Below are 22021 nucleotides of genomic sequence, written 5' to 3'. Positions count from 1 at the left end.
TTCAGCTGTCCCACGGTGTCCCACCGCCGTGGTCGTGGGGAGCGGTTCCCGCTGATATGGAGTCACGCCCCGAAGGAACGGGGGCCGACACAGAAGCCGATCCGCACAGAGGAGAACACGAGATGCAGTCCCGTATGCAGAACCCCGCCGTTGTCCTGTCCGACGCCATGCCGGCCATCCAGACGCTCTTCAAGGCCGTGCACTCCGGAGGGGTGGAGGCGCAGACCCTGGAGCTGGTGCACCTGCGGGTCAGCCAGATCAACGGCTGCAGCGCCTGTGTCGACGGCGGCGCGAAGTCGGCCCGCAAGGCGGGCGTCAGTGACGAGCGGCTCGCCGCGGTCGCCGCCTGGCGCGAGGCCCCGTACTTCACCGAGGCGGAGCGGGCCGCGCTGGAGCTCGCCGAGGCCGCGACGCGCCTCGCCGACCGCGCCGACGCGGTGAGCGACGAGGTGTGGGACGCCGCCGCCACCCACTTCGACGAGAAGCAGCTGGCCGCGCTCGTCCTCATGACCGGCGTCACCAACCTGTTCAACCGGCTCAACGCCGCGACCCGTCAGATCGCCGGTGCGTGGGGCTGACACCCCGTCGGGAGGAGCCGCGACCGCGGCTCCTCCCGGGCACCGAGCAACCACGCACTCCCCTCCTCCCGACCCACGCCACACACGTAAGGAAACCCGCGATGACGACCACGCAGAAGCCCGCCAGGACCACCGCCACGAAGTTCGACGGATTCACGGACGAGGAACGCGGCGCGATGAAGGCGCGCGCCCAGGAGCTCAAGGCGTCCGCACGCCGCGCATCACGCGCCGACAAGGCCGCGGAGGAGGAGGCCGCCGTGGTCGCGAAGATCGCCGAGATGCAGGACTCGGACCGCGTCATGGCCGAGCGGATCCACGCCGTGATCAAGGAGAACGTGCCGGAGCTCTCGCCGAAGCTCTGGTACGGGATGCCCTCCTACGCCCAGGACGGCAAGGTCGTGTGCTTCTTCCAGAGCGCGCAGAAGTTCAGCGCCAGGTACGCGACGTTCGGCTTCAGCGACAAGGCGGACCTCGACGACGGCGCCATGTGGGCGGCGTCGTACGCCCTGACGGAGCTGACCGCCGAGGGCGAGGCGAGGATCGCGGCGCTCGTGAAGAAGGCAGTGAACTGAGGCGGGGCCAGGGGCTCCGCGAACCCGCCCTCGCGCTCACGGGGCGGGAACTGCCTCCCCCGCGCCGCTCGTCCACGCGCAGTGGGCGTCCGAGAACTCCGGCGCCTTCGCCGCGCCCCGTTGGGTCAGTACGCCGCCGTGAACCGGGCGCGGTGGTGCTTGGGTCGCTCGGCCTCGTCCAGGAGGGCCACCGCCAGGTCCTCCATGGAGAGCGCGGATACGCCGTGGGCGTCGACGATCAGTTCGTCGGTGCCCAGACGGAAGCGGCCGGTGCGCTCGCCCGCTTCGAGGAGGGACGGCGGACTGAGGTAGGCCCAGTCGACCTCATGGGCGGTGGTGCGGCACGCGTCGAGCTGTTCGTTGCAGGCCAGGGCGATGGGGCGCAGGGACGGCGGGAAATCGGGGGCGTCCACGACCAGGGTGCCGTCGGTGCCCGGGACGGTGAGGCCGGCGGCGCCGCCGACGAGCAGGAGCCGTACGCCGGTGGCGTGCAGCCCGCTGAGCAAGGACCGGGTGACGGCGGCTAGTTCGGGCTCGCGGCCGGGTGCGGGGCGGGTCGTGGTGATCACCAGGTCCTGTCCCGCGGCGAGTGTGGCGACGGTGCGTGGGTCGACGGCGTCGCCGGTGCGGATCCTGGCGGCGGTGGGCAGTGCGGAGGCTCGGGCCGGGTCGCGGACGACCGCGGTGACCCCGTGCCCGCGGGCCAAGGCCTCGGTGACGACCCGGCGGCCGACGTTGCCCGCGGCTCCGAAGACGGTGATGTTCATGGTGTTCTCCTGAGTGGGTACGACAGGTCATTCGGCGGGGCGCAGGTGATCCCAGGCCCACACGGTGACGGCGCCGGTTGCCAGGGCGGCCCCCAGCGCGCAGGCGCCGGGCCACCCCGCGGCGGCCCAGACGACGGAGGCGAGCGCGGAGCCGGTGGCTCCGCCGAGGAAGAGGCTCGTCGCGAAGGCCGAGTTGATGCGGTTGCGTGCCTCGGCGTCGAGCGCGAACAGGATGGTCTGGCTGCTGTTGAGGACCGCCTGTTGGCCGATGTTCAGGGTGATCACACCGACCGCGAGCCAGATCAGGGACCGTTCTCCCGCCAGCAGGGTCAGCCAGCCGGTGAGCAGCAGGGCGGTCGCGACACCGGCCACGTGCTGGGCGTGGCCGCTGTCGCTCAGGCGGGCCGCGAAGGTCATCGACAGGATGCCCACGGCGCCGACCAGGCCGAACAGCCCGATCGCCGGGGCCGCCCAGTGAAAGGGCTCATCGGCCAACAGGAAGGTGAGAGCCGTGAGTTGCACGCTGTAGGAGCCGAAGGACAGGGCGCCGAGGAGGGCGCGGCGGCGCAGCACGCTCTCCTCGCGCATCAGAGAGAGCGTGGAGCGGAGCAGGGCCGGGTAGCGCAGGTCGGCGGTGACCGCGAGGTACGGCAGGCGGCGGTGGAGGACGACGGCGGCGCCTGTCATGAGGGCGGCTAGCACCCAGTACACGGTGCGCCAGCCGCCCAGTTCGGACAGACCGCCCGCGGCGGTACGGGCCAGCAGACCGCCGAGCAGCACGCCCGACATGACGGTGGCGACGGCGCGGCCCCGGGTCGCGGCGGTGGCGAGAGCGGCGGCGTGGGCGACGACCACCTGGGCGCCGACGGAGGTGAGGGCGGCGAGGACGGTGCCTGCGAGGAGGACCGGGCCACTGGGGGCCAGCGCCGAGACGCCGAGGAAGAGCGCGGTGGCCAGGAACAGGGTCACCGCGAGGCGGCGGCGGTCGATGACGTCGCCGAGCGGGACGAGCAGCAGAAGACCGAGTGCGTACCCGGCCTGGGACGCGGTGACGACCAGCCCCGCAAGGACGCTGCCGAGGCGGAGGTCGTGGGAGATGAGGTCGAGCAGCGGCTGGGCGATGTAATTGCCCGCCGCGGACAGGCCGGTGGCGACGGCCATGAGGAGCAGCAGGCCGCGGCGCGGGCCGTCGCGCTCGTCCGGATCCCTTGCGCGAGGGTGGTCAAGTTCCGTCTGCGTCATGGCAGTCAGCCTGCGGCCGGCCCCATCGATGAGTCCAACACATCCTTGTCATCCGAACGATCGCGCAGCACGATGGATCGCATGGAGCTGCAGCAGTTGCGCTATGTCGTCGCGGTCGCCGAGACGGGTGGGTTCACGCGGGCCGCCGAGCGGTGTCTGGTCGTGCAGTCCGCGCTCAGTCATCAGATCGGGAAGCTGGAGAAGGAGCTCGGGGCGCGGCTGTTCGAGCGGACGAGCCGACGGGTGGCGCTGACGCCGGCCGGTGAGGCGTTCCTGCCCGCCGCGCGGCAGGCGCTGGAGGCGTCGGAGCGGGCACGGGCCGAGGTGGCGGCGGCGACCGGTGAGATCCGGGGGCGCCTGGCCATCGGGGCGATCTCGTCGGTGACGGCGGTCGACGTGCCGAGCCTGATGCGGGCCTATCACGCCGCCTATCCGCAGGTCACGATGCGGCTGATCGACGGCATGAGCGAGGTCCTGGTGCGCGCGGTGCGGGAGGGGGCCCTGGATCTGGCGTTCCTGGGGGTGCCGCCGTCGTTCCGTACGGACGAGCCCGGTCTGGGCAGCCGGACGCTCGTGGTCGACCGCCATGTGGCGGTGGTCGCCCCCGGTCACCCGCTGGCCGCTGCGGCGTCCGGAGCTCCGCTGCCGCTCGAACGGCTGGCGGACGAGGTGTTCGTGGACTTCCCCGCGGGCATCGCGGCGCGGGCGCAGACCGACGAGGCGTTCCAGGCCGCGGGGCTGCGGCGCGAGGTGGCGTTCGAGGCCAAGGGGCTCGAGTTCTTCGCCGACCTGGTGCGCGGCGGGCTCGGCATCGCGCTGCTGCCCTCCCGTCTCGTGCCGAGGCTTCCCCGCCTTGCCGTGGTGCCGGTCGAGGGCGGGCCGGTCCGTGAGGAGCGGCTGGTGTGGAACCGGACGCGCAGCTCACCGGCGGCGGCCGCGTTCCTGGAGTCGATGCCGGACTGATCGTCGGCCGTCGGCGTGGAGAGGCGCCTGCACCTGGGTGAGCCGTGTCTCACCAGGGCGGCGCCACTTGTCTATGCAACGAGTTGCATAGCAGGATCGGGGCATGGCGCTAGAGCACGCGATCCTCGTCTCGCTCCTCGAGAAGCCGGGCTCCGGCTACGAGCTGGCCCGGCGGTTCGAGCGGTCCATCGGCTACTTCTGGACCGCCACCCACCAGCAGATCTACCGCGTGCTCAAGCGCATGGAGAGCGACGGCCTCATCGACGTCAGGGAAGTCGCGCAGCAAGCGCGCCCGGACAAGAAGGAGTACTCCGTCGCCGCCCTCGGGCGGTCCGCGCTCTCCCGGTGGCTGCACGAGCCGATCGAACCCGAGAGCGTGCGACACGAACTCGCCGTGAAGATCCGTGGCGCCGCCTTCGACGACCCGTCCGCGCTGATCCGTGAGGTCGAGCGGCACCGCCAAGCGCACGCCGACCGGCTCGCCCGCTACCTCGCGGGGGAGCTGCGTGACTTCACCGGGCCCGACGCGCCCGCCACGCCCGACGCCGGGCAGGAGCTCCAGCACGTCGTGTTGCGCGGAGGCATCGCCTACGAACGCATGACGCTGGCCTGGCTCGACGACGTGCTCGCCACCCTCCACCGGCTCGGCCCCCGGGGCTGAACCGGCCTGGCGCTCCACCCACCACCCCTCAATTCGAATCCCGCCGAAACCTCCCGAGCCGGAAAGGCGAACACCCATGGCCGACCCGCTGCTGTTCAACCCGCGCACCTACGACCCGAAGCAGTTCGACCCCGAGACCCGCAGGCTGCTGCGCGCCACCGTCGACTGGTTCGAGGCCCGTGGCAAGCGCCGACTGATCCAGGACTACCGCGACCGCGCCTGGCTGGCGGACTTCCTGGAGTTCTCCGCCAAGGAGGGCCTCTTCGCGACCTTCCTCACCCCGGCGTCCGCTGCCGGTGACAAGCCGGACGCGCGCTGGGACACGGCCCGGATCGCCGCCCTGAACGAGATCTTCGGCTTCTACGGGCTCGACTACTGGTACGCGTGGCAGGTCACCATCCTGGGTCTCGGCCCGGTCTGGCAGAGCGAGAACGAGGCCGCCCGTACCCGCGCGGCCGAACTCCTCGACCAGGGTGAGGTGTTCGCCTTCGGCCTGTCCGAGAAGACCCATGGCGCCGACATCTACTCCACCGACATGCTCCTCGAGCCCGACGGCAACGGCGGCTTCCGCGCCAGCGGTTCCAAGTACTACATCGGCAACGGCAACGCGGCCGGGCTCGTCTCCGTCTTCGGCCGCCGCACCGACATCGAGGGCCCCGACGGCTACGTCTTCTTCGCCGCCGACAGCCGCCACGACGCGTACCACCTGGTCAAGAACGTCGTCGACTCGTCGAAGTACGTGAGTGAGTTCCGGTTGGAGAACTACCCGGTCGCGCCCGCCGACATCCTGCACACGGGCCGCGCCGCCTTCGACGCCGCCCTCAACACCGTCAACGTCGGCAAGTTCAACCTGTGCACCGCCTCGATCGGCATCTGCGAGCACGCGATGTACGAGGCCGTCACCCATGCCACCGGCCGCATCCTCTACGGCCGCCCCGTCACCGCCTTCCCGCACGTGCGCCGCGAGCTGACCGACGCGTACGTCCGCCTCGTCGGCATGAAGCTGTTCAGCGACCGCGCCGTCGACTACTTCCGCTCCGCCGGCCCCGACGACCGCCGCTACCTCCTCTTCAACCCCATGACGAAGATGAAGGTGACCACGGAGGGGGAGAAGGTCATCGACCTCATGTGGGACGTCATCGCCGCCAAGGGCTTCGAGAAGGACAACTACTTCGCGCAGGCGGCCGTCGAGATCCGCGGTCTGCCCAAGCTGGAGGGCACGGTCCACGTCAACCTGGCCCTGATCCTCAAGTTCATGGGCAACCACCTGCTGAACCCCGCCGAGTACGAGCCCGTCCCCACCCGTCTGGACGCGGCCGACGACGACTTCCTCTTCCGGCAGGGACCGGCCCGCGGTCTGGGCGCCATCCGCTTCCACGACTGGCGCACCGCCTACGACGCCTACGCCGAGCTGCCCAACGTCGCCCGCCTGCGCGAACAGGCCGACGCCCTCTGTGAGTTCGTGACCACCGCGGCCCCCGACGAGGAGCAGAGCCGTGACCTCGACCTCCTGCTCGCCGTCGGCCAGCTGTTCGCGCTGGTCGTGCACGGCCAGCTGATCCTGGAGCAGGCGCGCCTGACCGGCCTCGACCAGGACGTGCTCGACGAGCTGTTCGCCGTCCTCGTACGCGACTTCTCCGCGCACGCCGTCGAGCTGCACGGCAAGGACTCCGCGACCGAGGCGCAGCAGAACTGGGCCCTGGGCGCCGTGCGTCGCCCCGTGGTCGACGAGGCGCGCTCGGCACGGGTATGGGAGCGCGTCGAGGCGCTGGCCGGTGAGTACGAGATGGCTCCCTGACCTCCCCGGGCATGCGTTCGGGCGGATGGCGGAGGCGATCAGGCCTTACCATCCGCCCATGGGGCGGGACATGAGAATTGTGCTGAAGGGGCGCGGGGGCGCCATGCGACTGGAGAGCGGAGAGGTGCGTGTGGTGCGGGGGCGCGCGACGTGGCGGATACCGCTGCGGGCCGTGGGCGCCGTGGAGAGTGACGGCAGGACCTCGGTGCGGCTGCGGATCAGCGGCGACACCTCGGGGGACGGCTTCCAGGTGAGCAGCGGCAACAGGAACGCGGTGGGCGCGTTCGCCGAGGGGCTGCGGCAGGCCATGGAGGGCGTCACGCCGGTGGCGGAGGGCGCGGCGCTGGTGACGACCGGGCCCACGCCGCGGACACCGCTCTCGCTGACCACGCGCGCGGCCCGGGTGAGCATGGGAGTGTGCGGCTATCTGCTGCTGCTCGTCCTGCTGTTCATGGTCGTGGAGGCACCGGACCAGGTGAAGTGGCTGGCTCCCACCGCGTTCTTGCTGCCCGGCGGCGCCGGACTGCTGGCGCTGGCCTGGAAGTTCTTCCTCCGCGACCCGTGGGTCCTGCGGCGCCGTGGGGTGACGGTGCCCGGCGAGATCGTCGGGTACCGCACGTCCCCCAAGCAGCAGGCCATGAACCCCATCCTGCGGTTCACCACGACCGCGGGCGTGACGATGACGCACGACTCGACGGTCACCGTGCTGATGCGGCGCCGGAACCCGTCGGTGGACGTCACCTACGATCCGGACGATCCCAGCAGGGTCCGCGGGGGCCGGGCACTCGCCCACATGGGCGCGGGCCTCTTCCTCGGCGCGCTCGGCGCGGCCGCGGCCCTGGTGCCCCTGACCGGATTTCTGCTGACGGTGCTGGGCGATCTGCTGCACGGCTAATTCCTTGCCAAGCACTCCGGGGGTGCCGGGTGGGATCAGACGGCGAAGACCTGGGAGTCGTCGGCGAACGCCTTGAACTCCAGGGCGTTGCCGGCCGGGTCGAGCAGGAACATCGTCCGCTGCTCGCCCTTCTCGCCCTCGAAGCGCACGTACGGTTCGATGACGAACTCGATGCCTGCCGTGCGCAGGCGCTCGGCCAGCTTCTGGAACTCGGGGACCGGCAGGATCAGTCCGAAGTGCGGCACCGGGACGTCGTGGCCGTCGACCGGGTTGTGGACGCGCTGGGCGCCCTTCGGCGCGAGGTGCGTGACGAACTGGTGGCCGTGCAGATTCCAGTCCACCCAGGTGTCCGCGCTGCGGCCCTCCTCCAGGCCGAGCACCTCACCGTAGAAGAGGCGTGCCGCGGCGAGGTCGTCGACCGGCATGGCCAGGTGGAACCGGGGGATGGGGGAGTCGGGAATGGTCATGGCGCTGCCTCCTGTGACGGGAGTTCGGGCGGACCTGGTAAGAGCCCCGGTCACCCGCGGGCGCAGTCCGGGCACATCCCCCGGTACGTCACCTCGGCCGCGGACACGGTGAAGCCGTACCGCTCGGAGGCCGGCAGGGCGGCCAGGGGGTCTCCACCGGGATGTACGTCGCGGATGGCGCCGCAGCCCGAGCACACCAAGTGCTGGTGAGGCTGGTGGGCGTTGGGGTCGTACCGCTTCGCGCGGCCGGTGGACACCTCGATGACCTCGCCGAGGGTGACCAGCTCGCCGAGGGTGTTGTAGACCGTGGCACGGGAGATCTCCGGCAGCCGGTCGGTGGCGCGCGCGAGGACCTCGTCCGCGGTCAGGTGGACGTGTTCACCGTCGAGTACCTCGGCGACCACCCGGCGCTGCGCGGTCATCCGCCAGCCACGTCCGCGAAGCCGTCCCAGAAGATCGCTCATGCTTACCAGCCTATCTGTGCTTTGTCTGACGACTGAATTCGTACGGACCCGTCTGTCGTATTGACTTGGACTTGGTCCATCGTAGGATCAGTTCCGGCCGACGGCCAAGGGACAGGGCAACAGCAGGGAACAGCACGTGACTTCAGGAGACGGGTCCGCTCGGCCCGGCACCCGGTACCCCGCTCGCGGAGAATCAACCCGGCGGGCCCTCCCGGCCGTCGCGGCCCGCGCCACCTCTGGGCGCCCCCAACTGTTCCGCCGTTCGCAGTTCCAGAGCACCGTGATCCGCCCCGTCCGGAAGGATTCCCATGACTGAGAACCATGACGCGATCGTCACCGACCCCGAGCCGGAAGGGACCGGCGGTTGCCCGGTCGCGCACGGTCGCGCGCCGCATCCGACTCAGGGCGGTGGCAACCGCCAGTGGTGGCCGGAGCGGCTCAACCTGAAGATCCTCGCCAAGAACCCCGCCGTGTCCAACCCTCTCGGTGAGGAGTTCGACTACGCCGAGGCGTTCAAGAGCCTCGACCTGCCGGCCGTGAAACGCGACATCGCCGAGGTCCTCACCACCTCGCAGGACTGGTGGCCCGCCGACTTCGGCAACTACGGCCCGCTGATGATCCGCATGGCGTGGCACAGCGCCGGCACGTACCGCATCAGCGACGGCCGAGGCGGCGCCGGTGCGGGCCAGCAGCGCTTCGCCCCGCTCAACAGCTGGCCGGACAACGTCAGCCTCGACAAGGCCCGCCGGCTCCTCTGGCCGGTGAAGAAGAAGTACGGCCAGAACCTCTCCTGGGCCGACCTCATGGTCCTCACCGGCAACGTGGCCCTGGAGACGATGGGCCTCAAGACCTTCGGCTTCGCCGGTGGCCGCGCCGACGTCTGGGAGCCCGACGAGGACGTGTACTGGGGCCCCGAGACCACCTGGCTCGACGACGAGCGCTACACCGGCGACCGCGAGCTGGAGAACCCGCTCGGAGCGGTCCAGATGGGTCTCATCTACGTCAACCCCGAGGGCCCCAACGGCAACCCGGACCCGGTCGCCGCGGCCCGCGACATCCGTGAGACGTTCCGCCGCATGGCGATGAACGACGAGGAGACCGTCGCACTCATCGCGGGCGGCCACACCTTCGGCAAGACCCACGGCGCGGGACCGAGCGAGGCCATCGGCGACGACGTCGAGGCCGCGCCCATGGAGCAGCAGGGCTTCGGCTGGAAGAACTCCCACGGCACCGGCGTGGGCCCCGACGCCACCACCAGTGGCCTCGAGGTCATCTGGACCACCACGCCCACGCAGTGGGGCCATGACTTCTTCAAGCACCTCTTCGAGTACGACTACGAGCTCACCCAGAGCCCGGCGGGTGCCCACCAGTGGGTGGCGACGAACGCCGAGTCGATCATCCCCGACGCCTTCGACGCCTCGAAGAAGCACCGCCCGCAGATGCTCACCACCGACCTGTCGCTGCGCTTCGACCCGGTCTACGAGCAGATCTCGCGGCGTTTCTACGAGAACCCGGACCAGTTCGCGGACGCGTTCGCCCGCGCCTGGTACAAGCTGACGCACCGTGACATGGGCCCGATCGTGCGCTACCTCGGCCCGGAGGTGCCCGACGAGGTGCTGCTGTGGCAGGACCCGCTGCCGGCGGCCGAGGGCGAGCCGGTCGACGCCTCGGACATCGCCTCGCTCAAGGAGCAGATCCTCGGCTCGGACCTCACCACCGCGCAGCTGGTCTCCGCGGCCTGGGCCGCGGCGTCCTCCTTCCGCGGCAGCGACAAGCGCGGTGGCGCCAACGGCGGCCGTATCCGCCTGGAGCCGCAGCGCAGCTGGGAGGTGAACAACCCGGACAGCCTCGCGCAGGTCCTGCGTACGCTCGAGGGCATCCAGTCGTCCTTCAACTCCGGTGCCAAGAAGGTCTCGCTGGCCGACCTGGTTGTCCTCGGCGGTTCCGCGGCGGTCGAGAAGGCGGCCAAGGACGCGGGTGTCCAGGTCGAGGTGCCGTTCACGCCGGGCCGTGTGGACGCCGCGCAGGAGCAGACGGACGTCGAGTCGTTCGCCGCGCTGGAGCCGACCCACGACGGCTTCCGCAACTTCGTCGGCAAGGGCAACCGCCTGCCGGCCGAGTTCCTGCTGCTCGACAAGGCGAACCTGCTGACGCTGAGCGCGCCCGAGCTGACGGTCCTCGTCGGCGGTCTGCGCGTCCTCGGCGCCAACCACGCAGGTTCGAAGCACGGCGTGTTCACGGACAAGCCGGGCACCCTGTCGAACGACTTCTTCGTCAACCTGCTCGACATGGGCACGACCTGGAAGTCGACGTCCGAGGCGCAGGACGCGTTCGAGGGCCGTGACGCGAGCGGCGCGGTCAAGTGGACCGGCACCCGCGCCGACCTCGTCTTCGGCTCGAACTCCGAGCTGCGCGCGCTGGCCGAGGTCTACGCGAGCGACGACGCCAAGGAGAAGTTCGTGAAGGACTTCGTCGCGGCGTGGAGCAAGGTCATGGACCTGGACCGGTTCGACCTGGTCTGAGTTCTCTGATCGCGATGTCCGGGGCGGCCCGCGCGGGCCGCACCGGACATCTTTTTTGATCTCCAGGAGGGCATGCCTAGGCACGATAGAGAAGGCTGGCCGACCTCCACGCTTCCCTCATGCGCTCAGTCGTGCGTTAATCCCTACCGCATACCGTGCGCACGCCTTCCCGGTGCCGGGCCGCCGACGTGTTCTCGCATGCCTTGCCCGCGCAGCCGCAGGACGTGTGGTCCGTCCCCGCCACCGGTGGGCGGTCGAAGGTTGAACCCGCAATGTTGGCTGCCACGGCTCAACGGTCTCAACGCAGGGCGCGGACGTTCTCCTGAAGTTCTGTGCCAAGCGCTTCGACGGCCAGGACGAGCGCGTAGAGGCGGCCCAACCATGCCCCTTGAGAGCGGCTGCGCCTAGCGTGGCGAGTAGCCAGACGCGAACCAGGGCGCCGTATCTGTGTTCATGGCATACGACGCCTTGGCCCTCATGGCGGCTGGCTCAATGGCTCATGCCGCCGCCCGCCCCCTCAGCCATGAGGAGGGCTCTGGCGGCGTGCTTGCCTGCCGGACCTCTGCACCCTCGGCGGCGGACAATTCCCGTTGTGTCTCGTGGATGTCTGCCAGTAGATGCTTCACCCGATCTTCCAGGCATGGGCCGGCGGCTCCCTGGGGGACGGTCACCCAGACCGGCCCTCCTTGCCGCGTATCCCCGACGGCGTGACCGAAGAAGCCTTTTTCGCCGCCCTGGTGCTCCACGATCCGCACGCCGCAGTAGCCGACCAGTTCCTGCAGGGACGCGACGGCTTCCGGGCGGGCGTACTCGTGTCCCTGCGCGATGAACTCATTGAGGCAGGAACGCAGTCGGTCGGCTTCGTCGAAGGTCATCTCCACGTGATGCCACTTCTGGGTGGTGCCGATGGTGAGGTCGATCAGAGGGAGCGGGTCATGCGGCATGTGCTCCATGACGAGATCGAGCGTCTCTGCCTCCCGCCCGTACTTGGAGCGGACCACCGGATGCAGCGCCAACTCCATGCTGTTCTCCTCCGTGGCGTGAAACTGGTCGGCCAGAAGCCCGGTCACGCTGTGCCTCTCCTGGTCCCGGTACTGGCACCAGGGCGGGCAGGGGGCGACGAGTTCAAGTGGATGAGTGGCGTCCGGGTAGAGGTCGACGGCTTCGGCGGAACCGCCGAGGATGACGGCCTCGAACCGGTGTCGCAGCCCTCGGAGCCGCAGGGCGAAGTTCTCCAGGCCGGTAATGAGCTCCCCCAGGGCAGCGGAGTCCAGTTCGGCCGTACGGTCGACGGCCGAGAGCCACAGCCGGGGCTGCTCGTCACGCGCTTCCTCGTCATGTCCGAGGCCGACCTGCACGGACATCAAGGGACCTTCGAGGCTCGGGCTCATCGCTGCGGGGACGGGCAGACGCACCGGGGTGCTGACATGACTCCCGACTGCCTCCGCGTGTGCATCGCGGGCGCACCAGGCGGGGCACTCCGGCTCGGCTGAGTGCAGGGGCAGGACTGTCGTGGTGGACATGATGTCTCCTTTGGTGGGAGTGACTTCCTGTCCAGCAGTTTTGATCCCGCTCATGGGCATCACGCCCTAAGCTCACAAACTGGGTATATGGCCCGTTCGTTCAGATCAGGCTGTCCCCTGGGGCAGTCGGGGCCGCTTGACGCGCTGCCGTGCCAGGGGACAGCTGTGTTGCCCGGTTCCCGGCCCGTGATCGTCGCTGACGGTTCAGGCGACACGCTGCGATTGGCGGAGGAAGGGGGAGTCGTTGACATCTGCTTTGGGAGTTCGGTCCAAACACAGCCCGGCTGTGGCATCGCGCGGTCGGTTGGCTGCGCCGGGCTGTGCATGTGTGCCTGAGTCCGACGCTGTTGATGTCACTGGTGGATGTCAGCTCGCTGTGTCCGCAGAGGGCCTCTCTTGGCGATCAGTGATGGCGAACTCCATCCACTCGATGCCGGCGACGCTGAAACTGGCTCCGACGTTGGAGGACGCGATGCCCCAGAACTCATGACGTACCCCTGACTCTGGGCCGCTGAGGCTCCAGGGCGTCGCGATCTTCCATGCCCACTGAAGGGTGGTCAGGAGTGCGTCCTCCGGGGTGCTGCAACAGAGGGGAGAGACGAACCGCAGCTCGGCCAGTTCTGGAAACTTCCAGTACCGCTCGTACCTTTCGATCTCGATGGCGTGCGGCAACAGCTCTCCGATGCGGTCGACCACACGCTCGGCACCACGGCGGTCGCCCACATGCGCGTAGCAGCGCCAACGGATCGTCTCAAACATGCCGACACTGTATGGCTCTTGCGGAACCGTGCCGCGGCTCCTCCCGGCCCGGACCGCCAGTCCACCCTTCGGAACCTCAGCTCGGCAAGCTGAGATGATCTATGGATGGTTGCTCAGCTGGCCTGGGCGGAATCGCTAATAGCGTTGGACCGCTCGGCGGGCTTGCTACCCGGTCTTCCCCGTGGTTCCCCGCAGAATCTGGCGCGGGTGTGGCACGTCTGCTTCCACAGGATCGGACGCACGCTTTCCAACTGTGGTGGTGAGGCTCGAGACTCTGAACGGGGCCGTTCACCTGCGTTCATGCGCGGTCGCCCTGCATCTGAGCCGATGACTCTGGCTTCGCTTGAACGCCTGCGAACGGTGCCGAATGAGACGAAGACTGAGACGGCACCCGGTTAGGAGGCCGCCACAGGACCCGTTACTCCCGAGTGAGGCAGTATTCGGATGGTCATCGCGCGGTGCACATGGCCAGACCAGTCTGATGGCTGACATCGCCGCCAGCCACACCGAGGTCCCTTGGCCATAGGCGATCAGACATCCAGGCTGCATATGAGCGCCTCGATCGTCTCTATTCTCTCGGGAATCGCAACCTTCTGGAATGTGCCGGACGTCGACTGATGCGTAAAGGAGGTGGATTCATAGACCGTGTGAACTACCCTGCAGTCATGAGTCGTTGTACAGCTCCGGCCCGGGGCCATCGAACCGCCAGCGGACGTGCGGCGTGCCCTGCGTGCAGCGGCGGAGGATACGGGTATTCATCCTCCCGGTCCTACTACCCGCCACCGGTTTACACGTCGCGGAACAGTGGAGGGGGAAGCGCGACCAGCAGCAGGACGCGAGCTCCTTGGTCACCGAGCAACTCCTCCGTGACTTACACGGCTGCCGAGGTGAAGGGGCTGGCTCCGGTTCGCGACGCCACTGCGTTGCGTGGGCGTCAACTGCCAGACCTGCGCGATGTTTTCCTCTGCCACGCATGGGATGACCGGCGCGGTGCTGCCAGAGAGTTGTGTGACCTGCTGGAAGCGGAGGGAGTCTCGGTCTGGTTCAGCGAGAAAGACATCGCGCTCGGCCTACCGTTCATGCGGGAAATCGACAAGGGCCTGGCGAGGTCGCGTACAGGTATCGTCCTTGTCACCCCTGCGCTACTGAAACGTCTCGCGCGCGGTGGCGTCTCCGATAAGGAGCTCTCGGAGCTTCTTGCACGTGATTTGCTGCTCCCTGTCGTGCATGAGACGACTTACGGTGAACTTCGGAACATTAGCCCCCTGCTTGCATCCCGTAATGGTTTGGACACGGCGGATGACTCGATGGCAGTAGTTGCCACCAAGATTGCCGAGTTGGTCGCCGTTGAGGAGAACCCGATCGCACCGCCCACACCGGCGAACTAGCCATCCGGAGGGGTATCTGGGCGTCGCTCCTCACCTCTGGCGCCCTGCCGAAGGCACGTGAGTCGGTGGCGCGCAATGCCGCGCAAAGCCTTAAGCCAAGGTGAATCCGATGCCTCTGCATTGAAGGCCGGCAGAGTTCGAACCTGCGATACCCGCATTAGGATCTCGATCAAGCGGCGTCATCGGTGAGGCGCTGTTGACGCTTGAGTCGACGCTGAATACCGCCCGCCTTGGGATTGCCGTGTTTTTGGCTCCGAGTTAGTGGTCAGTATCCACCACTAAGTTTCGACTTCGAGATCAGTCTCCGAATGGACGCCTGTCACAGTAACCTTTGAAACGGGCCTGGAGTTGCGAGGATGGACCGAAAGGGTTCGACCATTCAGGGCGTATTCCAAAGCGTCCACGATGTCGTTAAGATCACGCTTCAGCTGATCTGACGGCAGGTCACCTCCTCTTCTTATCTTGAGTGCACGATTCAACGCGTGCTCAATGGCAGAATCGCTGCGGCGTCCTCGAGGGCGAATTGCCATTCGATCCATTTGAACCAACATCTCACGTTGAGTACGTGCCATCTCTTCTACGCTCGTCACGATCTCAGCCACACTTCTCTCTACGGGGTTTCCAACTTGCATAGAGAGGACATCCAATGTAGTGGAGATAGGGCTTTCCGTGTTCCCGCTTGTGAGAGCCTGCCGCAGGTGAGTTACGATTTGCGCTCGACAGTTATCGGCGCTCCTGAGGTCGGTGTAATCGAACGAGATGATTCGCATTTGAGCGATATCGAATGGGATGTCGCATTCTTTATCTGCGATGAGTACGACCGGTAGCTTAGCTGTATGTCGAACTGCAAGCTCGTAGAACACGTTCGGATTGAGGCCCGTAAGGTCGGCTACAGCAGCCTTGGCGCGCAGAATGTGATCGAGTACCTGTAGATTAATTTGTCCAGGTTCCGCAATCTGGTCGCCGCGTACGGCCGTCAGTTCAAGCTCCTGGGCGGCTCTTTTGACAATAAACTCAAGAACCCCATCAGAGCGGTTCCTTTCGTCGGAACCCTCACTTCCAATCGGAGCGATAAAGAAACACTCCTCATCCATCCCTGGCAGAACAGGACTGTTCAGCTCACTCACCTCACATATTTATCCGATATGAACAGAGATCACGAAAGGGGAGAGTTATTTATCTTTCGAGCGTGTCAGATCAGAATCAATCGACTACGGACAGGAAGAATTGATCTTCTTTCTTGCGCGACTGTTGCAGATGAGGTGGTCTCGTTTTTGCCTGGCCTCGAACGCGTCCTGAATCCAGTTCTGCAGTGTCCCGCCATGAGTCGGGTATGCGTAATACCGGGCAAAGCCGATGTCCCTTGTGCCCTCTCTGATCACATTGTCCTGCACTCGTGGAGGAAGTTTTGCTCCAGCGCTCTTACCGGAAGGCATCTGTATGGCCATCAGTCCATTTAGGCGGTTTACCTTGTCCTTGCGCAAAGAGCTGTAGATTTCCCAGTCGACGAACTTTCTAGCCCAGGTGCACTTACCTACCATGACTATTGTGACGGTCGAGTTCGAGAGGTACTTGCTTCTGATTCGATCCATGATGTAATCATTGTCTTCGCTCTCGATTACGGGGTCATCCTCTGAGACGCCGATGGCCCTTGGGATGAAGTAGTCCCCGAACGACTCAACGAACGACAACACTTCCTCAGCGTCGACAGCGTGATAGCTCAGGAAGCATTTATGGCGAATTGTGGAGTCTGCTTTGTACTCAAACTCTCGAGAGATCTCAGTGAGCCGAGTCTGAGCTAGTCTGGCCTGGTAAGTGAGAGTCATTCGTTTCTCCGTGCGGCCCTAATTCCAACCCTGCGAGCCAGCCACATAGTGTGTTCTCTGCTGATTGCTTGTTCCGCAGAGACTACGTAGTCCGACCATTTCTCCTCGTTTGAGATGCTTTCGCCTGTCGCCCGAACAAAACTCAGTTCGGCAGCGGTCAGCGCATAAGCCGAGGTCAAATTGTCATATTGCTTGACCTCAAGCCACGCGCCTCCGGCGGCGATGGCGGCGGCAAGAGGAGCACCTATGTCGAGGTTCGTAACGTCGAGCAGTGTGATTACGGTCGTTATGATTCCTAGTATTTCGAATGAAATCAAGGTGAGGCGCCAGCGTCTCGCGTCCCGTTGGTTATCATGGGCCTTTCTTTCGTACCATGCTTGTTGGTCTGAAACCCGGAGAGTGAGGTATGTAGCTTTGCGTGCGGGTAGGTCGGATGCTCGGATTTGGCGCATCCTTGGTGTCACCTGATTCTCTCCGACAGAGAGACCAGGGAGGTTTGTAGATGACTCTGCAAATAGATCCTGGATTCGCGCCAAAAGAACATCTTCTGCCCTCTCTGGCGTAAGGCTACCCGGGAACGGTTCCGCTATTACCATATATCGCCAAGCCAATGTCTTGGCCGACTCTGCGATTGCTCTACCGTGATACCAGCGCTCTTCCGGTCTATCGCGAAGTAGATGCGCTTCAAGAATGAGGGCAGTAACGAAAGAAAGCAGAGCTACACATACGAAGGCAGTTTCCAGCCAGCTATCATCTTTGCTGCTGGCCGCCGCGATTCCGCCAGTAGCCGCCAAGACTGCCAATTGCAGGCGTCCGCGTGTCCAGCGTAGATATTCTTTTTGTGACTTCTTTGAGACTTCGTCAGCCGATGCGAAGATGCCGGGCAACTCCCTCTCGGCTAGCGGATTCTGATGCGGCGGCACACGATCCCCGTTCTGACGGTACGACTCAAGGTGCCAGATTACTGCCTCGGGAGTCACGACGTGCGGCCCATGCTGAAGTTGAGGTCGGTGGAGCGGCTTTGGGCTGGAGCTGCTTTGGGGCGAGTGATCATGGCCCCGTAAGCTCATCGCGAGTTGGGCAGTCTGTGGACCTGCCCGTTAAAGCACGACGTTGGGGCCATGATCTTAGAGGCTCGCCCCATGTGGCTGCCTAAAGCCGTGGAGCCGACCGCCCCAGCCACGACGTACTCATTCTCTGAGGTCCGTTGGCCGCCAGCTCTTGTCGCGCGGCTTGGTGGACCGGGCCGGAGCGGGGCGGAGACAGGAGCGGCGGCCCGGGGAGCCGGGCCGCGCGCGGGGAGCGGAGCGAGCCGCCTTGATGAGGTAGAGAAATTTGTAACAGACCCTCGACTGAGCGGCGGTTGGGCTAGTTGCCTTCCATGTCGGTGATCTTGAGAGGGCGGGGAGATTCAAGCACTCGGGTCGACAGTGATCCCCTTGTCGGGCCCCGAGCGGTGCCCCCGGGTGTCGGGTCCGCGCTGGGCAGGCCTGTGTTGGCCTTGTCTGCGCGTCCTGGAACTCAACTGTGGTGAAGCTTCCATACAGATGCCGGGAGGTGGTCGGTGGGGGTGGCGTTGAGTCGGGTGAGGTGCGGGAGTGCTTCGTTGGTGAGTCCCAGGGCCTCGGCGAGGCGGCGGACGGTTGTGTGTGTGGCTCCTCGTGTGGTGGCGGCCTGCTCGAAGTTCTTGATCTGGGTCAGAAGGTCGTGCGGGGCCGTAGGGCTTCGCTGGTGCTGGAGCAGCCCTCGTGCCTTGCTGCGTTCGTAGTCGATCTCGGAAGTGCCGCAGACGGTGCGGCAGGCTTCCTCTGCTTCGTCGAGCGTTGTCGTGGCGGCGATTGCCTGGGCGAGGCGGTTGGCGGTGAACGCCGTTCCCAGGTCGACCTCGTGCACGTTGGGGCCTTCGGCGGTGAGAGGGACCGGGAGGCCTGCGTCGCGGATCTCGCACAGTCCCCGGGCGCCCAGGGCTGTGGCAGTGAGGAGGGCCGTTGCTTCGGAGGGGTGCCAGTTGAGTACCGGGATGATGGACCGGGCGTGCTCGGGCGTGAAGATCGTGCTCAAGGGGCCGAGGCGGGGGCGGAGGACGTCCGCGGGGAGTTCGCCGTCCAGGCCGGGGCCCGCCACGAGGAGGCGTACGGCGGCGTCGGCCTGGGCGCCGGCGGCCAGGGTGAGGGCGTCGGCCAAGGGGCTGCGCAGGGTGGGTTCGTCGCCGTGGGCCAGGATGTCGCCGCCGACGTCCAGGAGGTCGATCGTCTCCGGGGTGAAGTGCTCGATCAGTTCGTTGAGTTGGCCGGTGATGCCTGCTGCCCCGGCGTAAGGGTCGATCAGGGCGAAGGCGTGGGGGAGTTCGGCCGCCAGACGGGGGAGTGTCGCCGCGTGCGGTGGCTTCAGTGTTGCCGTGCCGGGGACTGTCCATACGTGGGGGGTGAGTTGGCGCAGGCCGGTGAAGTCGGCGGGGGAGCGCGGGCCCGGGACTGGGTCGACGATAAGGCGGTCCCAGGAGTACGTCAGGATCAGCGCCGGCTCGCCGTCGTCCCCGTACAGGGCGGCGTGCAGCATCGCCGCCGCTACCGCGTCGCCGCCGCCTCCGGCCGCCACAATGAGCCGTTTCACGAGAACAGGGTAGGGGCGCGTCCTTTCCGTGCACACCTATAGTGGTCACTGGTATTAGCCAGTTGGCAGTCGGTGAAGGGAATGTCGCGTGCCCGAGATCGCTGAGGCCTTGCCCAAGTACCTGCAGATCGCCCAGTACCTGCGCGATCAGATCCTGCGTGGGGATCTGCAGGCAGGCGAAGAGGTCCCCTCCGAGCGGCAGTTGGCTGCCGACTGGAACGTCTCCCGGCCCACCAGCGCACGCGCCCTGGAGGCGCTGCGGCATCAGGGGCTCGTCGAGAAGCGGCAGGGATCGGGGACGTACGTACGTGATCAGCAGGTGCACCGGCGGGCGCGTGAGCGCTACGGGCGGGCCCGGCAGACCGGGCGGATCTATGGCCCGGGGGAGTACGCGGTCATCGCGTCGGCCGGGTACGCCGAGGCTCCCGATCACGTGGCCGACGCACTCGAACTCGGCAAGGAGCGCGCGGTTGTTCAGCGGCGGCGAGTGACCAACTCGGCAGACGGGCCCGTCGAGGCGTCCACCTCCTGGTTCCCGGCCGAGGTGGGCCGCAGGGCACCCCGGCTCCTGGAGCCCGAGCGGATCCGGGAGGGAACGGTCGCGTACGTCGAGGACACCACCGGTCGGCGCGGCAGCTACGGCGAAGACCGTGTCTGCGCCCGCCTTGCCACCCCGGAGGAGGCTGACGAGCTCGGGCTCGAACTGCCCGCCGCCGTGCTGGTAGTTCACCATGTCGTCTACGACCTGCAGGATCGTCCGCTGGAGTTCGCGGAGGCCGTCTATGCGCCGGGACGTTGGGCGTTCGAGCAGGGTTACCCGTTGGGGTGAGCGGTGGGCGGAGATTCCCCGACATCCCTTGCCGCCCGAAGTGGCCAATGCCACTATCCGGTAAGTGGCCTTAGCCACTCACCGGAAGGGGAAGCGCAATGACGCGCACCGACGGCAACGCAGGCGACGACGCCCTACTCCAACCACTCGGAGGGATAGTTCTCTACCCTCTCCCGGAGTCGGTCGGGCGGGCCCGCCGCTGGTTCAGGAAGTTCACCGAGCCCCACCAACTCCGCTGCTCCATCGATGACTGCGTGCTGATGGTCTCGGAGCTGGTCACCAACGCCATCCTCTACGGGGAGGCAGACGAGCCCTGGAGGGTGCGCCTGCGCTGGTATCGGGCGGGCGAAGCGCTGCGCGTGGACGTGCACAATCCCGGCTGTCCCGCCCACGTCCGCCTGCGCTCGCCCCGGGCCACGGAAGCCCATGGGCGCGGCCTGCTCCTTGTCGACGCACTGGCCGACGAGTGGTGGTCCGGCCCAAGTCGGTATGGCGGGACGGCTGTTGTGTTCCAGATGCACCGAGCCTTCAAGCCCGACTAGGGGCGGACGGGCAGGGCCTACCGGCTCCGGGGCCTCGGGGCAGGCCGTCGACAAGCGTCCGAGATCCGGCCTCCCGGGGGCGTCCGTTCCCTGGGCCGCTCTGTCACCTCACCACTCCATAAGACTCCCCGCATCGACCGGCGGAAGCCCGTTGCGAAGGACTGGTTCGCGGCCAGGCCCGTGGCCAGCGAGCGGGCTCCGTCAGCGGCGTCCGCCGCGCGGCCCAGGGGTGCGCTTCACCGGGCAGCCGCTCGCCGAAGAGGTCGGCCAGCATGCACATATCCCCGCCGCCGTGCCCGCCCTCGCCCGTGGGCACCTTCACCTCCCGGGGCTCCTCCCAGAAGCGGCGCAGGAGGAGTTGCGTACGACCCGGCTCGTCCCCGGCCGCCGCGCCGTGCAGCACCGGGCTCGCGTCCTCGGTCCGTATGTCGGGGCGCGTCGAGGTGGATTCCTCCACGAGGAGTTCGACGCGTCCCTCGCTGCCGTGGAACGCAATGCGATAGCCCACCCAGGGCGCGTACGCGGTCAGGTGGTACGTGAGGGTCGCCCCGGACGAATGGCGCACCAGGACCGCCATGTCGCCCTCGATGCTGCCCCCGGGTCCGAACACATTCTGGTCGCGGTGGTAGCCGTCCTCGCGCTCCGCGTCCAGGAACAGGGCGCTGAGCACGGGCGAGTCGGTCAGGCGGACGGTGAACGGATCACTCTCGGCAGCGGGGGAGCCGTGCGCGCGGGTGTAGTCGCGGGCCAGGCCGCGCCGGGCGCCCGCCTCGGCGCCGTAGAAGAAGAGCCCGCCCTGTGCGTAGACGGTCTCGGGCCGCGCGCCCAGCCACCAGTTGACCAGGTCGAAGTGGTGGGTGGCCTTGTGCACCATCAGGCCGCCGGAGTTGACCTTGTCGCGGTGCCAGCGGCGGAAGTAGTCCGCGCTCTGCCGCAGGTCGAGCAGCCACTCGAAGTGCACCGAGCCGACCTCGCCGATCGCGCCGTCTGCCAGGAGCTCGCATACGGCCGAATGCGCCAGGTTGTAGCGGTAGTTGAAGGCGACCCGCACCTCGCGGCCCGTCCGGCGCTCGGCGTCGAGGATGCGGCGGGCGCGCTCGGCGGTCGTGGTCATCGGTTTTTCGGTGACCACGTCGCAGCCGGCTTCTAGCGCGCGCACGATGTAGTGGTCGTGCACGTCATCGACGGTGAAGACCACGACAAGGTCTATGCGCTCGCGGCGCAGCATCTCGTCGAAGTCGTCCGCGGAGTATGCGGGTACGGGCAGGCGGCCGGGAAGGCCGGGACGGCCGGCGCGGGCGGGTGCGATCCAGTCGTTGTGCACGGCCATGCGGTGCGCGTTGACATCGCAGAAGGCGGCCAGCTCGATCCGGTCCGCGTGGGGACCGGCGAGCGCCTCGGTGAAGAGCTGGGCGCGGGCGCCGAGTCCCACCACGGCACAGCGGCGACGGCGCGCGGCATGGGGGATTCCCTTCGGGCAGAGGGGGGAGGGAGGTGCAGAGGGAGGATGCGGGCGTTCGGACGGGACTTTGTGGGGAGGTGGTGAACGCCCGGCGACGTTCGTGAGTAGGCCCGAACCGGGCCTCGCGGGCGCCTCGAGTCGTCGGCCCTT

21 protein-coding genes are annotated in these 22021 nt (G+C 67.3%); 10 read left to right on the top strand and 11 right to left on the bottom strand.

The annotated features are described in order from the left end of the window. The first annotated feature begins 122 nt into the window (after positions 1–122). Both ACWD02_RS33280 and ACWD02_RS33275 read left to right on the top strand, forming a co-directional pair. Entirely contained in the window at positions 123–578 is a 456-nt protein-coding gene (locus ACWD02_RS33280; protein ID WP_451217405.1) for a carboxymuconolactone decarboxylase family protein, read from the top strand. 101 nt (positions 579–679) lie between these two features. Further along, complete coding sequence (locus tag ACWD02_RS33275; protein WP_451217402.1) at positions 680–1150, top strand: iron chaperone; 471 nt, start codon at positions 680–682, stop codon at positions 1148–1150. Between the two features lie 125 nt (positions 1151–1275). On the opposite strand, the gene ACWD02_RS33270 is transcribed toward ACWD02_RS33275, so the two are convergent. Both ACWD02_RS33270 and ACWD02_RS33265 read right to left on the bottom strand, forming a co-directional pair. Next, positions 1276–1917 carry an NAD(P)-dependent oxidoreductase gene (locus ACWD02_RS33270; protein WP_451217399.1) on the bottom strand — a complete coding sequence of 214 codons (642 nt, stop codon included), beginning with the start codon at positions 1915–1917 and terminating at the stop codon, positions 1276–1278. Between the two features lie 27 nt (positions 1918–1944). Further along, positions 1945–3159, bottom strand: coding sequence for an MFS transporter (locus ACWD02_RS33265; RefSeq protein WP_451217396.1), 1215 nt, complete (start codon positions 3157–3159; stop codon positions 1945–1947). An 81-nt stretch (positions 3160–3240) separates the two neighbouring features. On the opposite strand from ACWD02_RS33265, the gene ACWD02_RS33260 reads away from it, so the two are divergent. From ACWD02_RS33260 to ACWD02_RS33245, 4 genes are all read left to right on the top strand, one after another. Further along, entirely contained in the window at positions 3241–4122 is an 882-nt protein-coding gene (locus ACWD02_RS33260; RefSeq protein ID WP_451217393.1) for a LysR family transcriptional regulator, read from the top strand. 103 nt (positions 4123–4225) lie between these two features. Beyond that, positions 4226–4783, top strand: a complete 558-nt coding sequence (locus ACWD02_RS33255; RefSeq protein ID WP_451217390.1) for a PadR family transcriptional regulator — start codon at positions 4226–4228, stop codon at positions 4781–4783. Positions 4784–4859: 76 nt separating this feature from the next. Beyond that, the gene (locus ACWD02_RS33250) at positions 4860–6581 is read left to right on the top strand and encodes an acyl-CoA dehydrogenase family protein (RefSeq protein WP_451217387.1); all 1722 of its coding nucleotides are present in this window, start codon (positions 4860–4862) and stop codon (positions 6579–6581) included. 70 nt (positions 6582–6651) lie between these two features. Next, positions 6652–7476, top strand: coding sequence for a hypothetical protein (locus ACWD02_RS33245; RefSeq protein WP_451217385.1), 825 nt, complete (start codon positions 6652–6654; stop codon positions 7474–7476). Positions 7477–7511: 35 nt separating this feature from the next. On the opposite strand, the gene ACWD02_RS33240 is transcribed toward ACWD02_RS33245, so the two are convergent. Both ACWD02_RS33240 and ACWD02_RS33235 read right to left on the bottom strand, forming a co-directional pair. Beyond that, positions 7512–7943, bottom strand: coding sequence for a VOC family protein (locus tag ACWD02_RS33240; RefSeq protein ID WP_451217382.1), 432 nt, complete (start codon positions 7941–7943; stop codon positions 7512–7514). Between the two features lie 50 nt (positions 7944–7993). Beyond that, positions 7994–8407: a Fur family transcriptional regulator gene (locus ACWD02_RS33235; protein WP_363308688.1), complete on the bottom strand. Its 414-nt coding sequence runs from the start codon at positions 8405–8407 to the stop codon at positions 7994–7996. A gap of 308 nt (positions 8408–8715) precedes the next feature. On the opposite strand from ACWD02_RS33235, the gene katG reads away from it, so the two are divergent. Continuing rightward, positions 8716–10929, top strand: a complete 2214-nt coding sequence (gene katG / locus ACWD02_RS33230) for a catalase/peroxidase HPI (RefSeq protein ID WP_451217378.1) — start codon at positions 8716–8718, stop codon at positions 10927–10929. Between the two features lie 497 nt (positions 10930–11426). Here the strand turns inward: katG and ACWD02_RS33225 are convergent, their stop codons facing one another. Beyond that, the gene (locus ACWD02_RS33225; protein ID WP_451217375.1) at positions 11427–12452 is read right to left on the bottom strand and encodes a DUF6907 domain-containing protein; all 1026 of its coding nucleotides are present in this window, start codon (positions 12450–12452) and stop codon (positions 11427–11429) included. A gap of 366 nt (positions 12453–12818) precedes the next feature. Next, entirely contained in the window at positions 12819–13211 is a 393-nt protein-coding gene (locus ACWD02_RS33220) for a hypothetical protein (RefSeq protein WP_451217373.1), read from the bottom strand. Between the two features lie 866 nt (positions 13212–14077). Here ACWD02_RS33220 and ACWD02_RS33215 point away from each other — a divergent pair. Further along, positions 14078–14599, top strand: a complete 522-nt coding sequence (locus ACWD02_RS33215) for a toll/interleukin-1 receptor domain-containing protein (protein ID WP_451217370.1) — start codon at positions 14078–14080, stop codon at positions 14597–14599. Between the two features lie 278 nt (positions 14600–14877). Here ACWD02_RS33215 and ACWD02_RS33210 read toward each other — a convergent pair whose 3' ends face one another. From ACWD02_RS33210 to ACWD02_RS33195, 4 genes are all read right to left on the bottom strand, one after another. Further along, the gene (locus tag ACWD02_RS33210) at positions 14878–15726 is read right to left on the bottom strand and encodes a hypothetical protein (protein WP_451217367.1); all 849 of its coding nucleotides are present in this window, start codon (positions 15724–15726) and stop codon (positions 14878–14880) included. Between the two features lie 84 nt (positions 15727–15810). Further along, positions 15811–16425 (bottom strand): TIR domain-containing protein, encoded by a 615-nt coding sequence (locus ACWD02_RS33205; protein WP_451217365.1) that lies wholly within the window; start codon positions 16423–16425, stop codon positions 15811–15813. Beyond that, positions 16422–17405 (bottom strand): DUF4231 domain-containing protein, encoded by a 984-nt coding sequence (locus tag ACWD02_RS33200; RefSeq protein WP_451217362.1) that lies wholly within the window; start codon positions 17403–17405, stop codon positions 16422–16424. The genes ACWD02_RS33205 and ACWD02_RS33200 overlap by 4 nt, the downstream gene beginning before the upstream one ends. A gap of 541 nt (positions 17406–17946) precedes the next feature. Then, a complete protein-coding gene (locus tag ACWD02_RS33195; protein ID WP_451217359.1) occupies positions 17947–19038 on the bottom strand; it encodes a DUF1152 domain-containing protein in 1092 nt (363 codons plus the stop codon). Between the two features lie 88 nt (positions 19039–19126). On the opposite strand from ACWD02_RS33195, the gene ACWD02_RS33190 reads away from it, so the two are divergent. Both ACWD02_RS33190 and ACWD02_RS33185 read left to right on the top strand, forming a co-directional pair. Beyond that, positions 19127–19867, top strand: coding sequence for a GntR family transcriptional regulator (locus ACWD02_RS33190; RefSeq protein WP_451217356.1), 741 nt, complete (start codon positions 19127–19129; stop codon positions 19865–19867). Positions 19868–19965: 98 nt separating this feature from the next. Beyond that, entirely contained in the window at positions 19966–20409 is a 444-nt protein-coding gene (locus ACWD02_RS33185; protein WP_451217353.1) for an ATP-binding protein, read from the top strand. Between the two features lie 103 nt (positions 20410–20512). On the opposite strand, the gene ACWD02_RS33180 is transcribed toward ACWD02_RS33185, so the two are convergent. Beyond that, positions 20513–21841, bottom strand: a complete 1329-nt coding sequence (locus tag ACWD02_RS33180; RefSeq protein ID WP_451217350.1) for a Gfo/Idh/MocA family protein — start codon at positions 21839–21841, stop codon at positions 20513–20515. Positions 21842–22021 lie beyond the last annotated feature (180 nt).

The organism is Streptomyces sp. NPDC002853, assembly GCF_053591915.1.
This window is presented reverse-complemented; position numbering and strand designations above follow the sequence as displayed.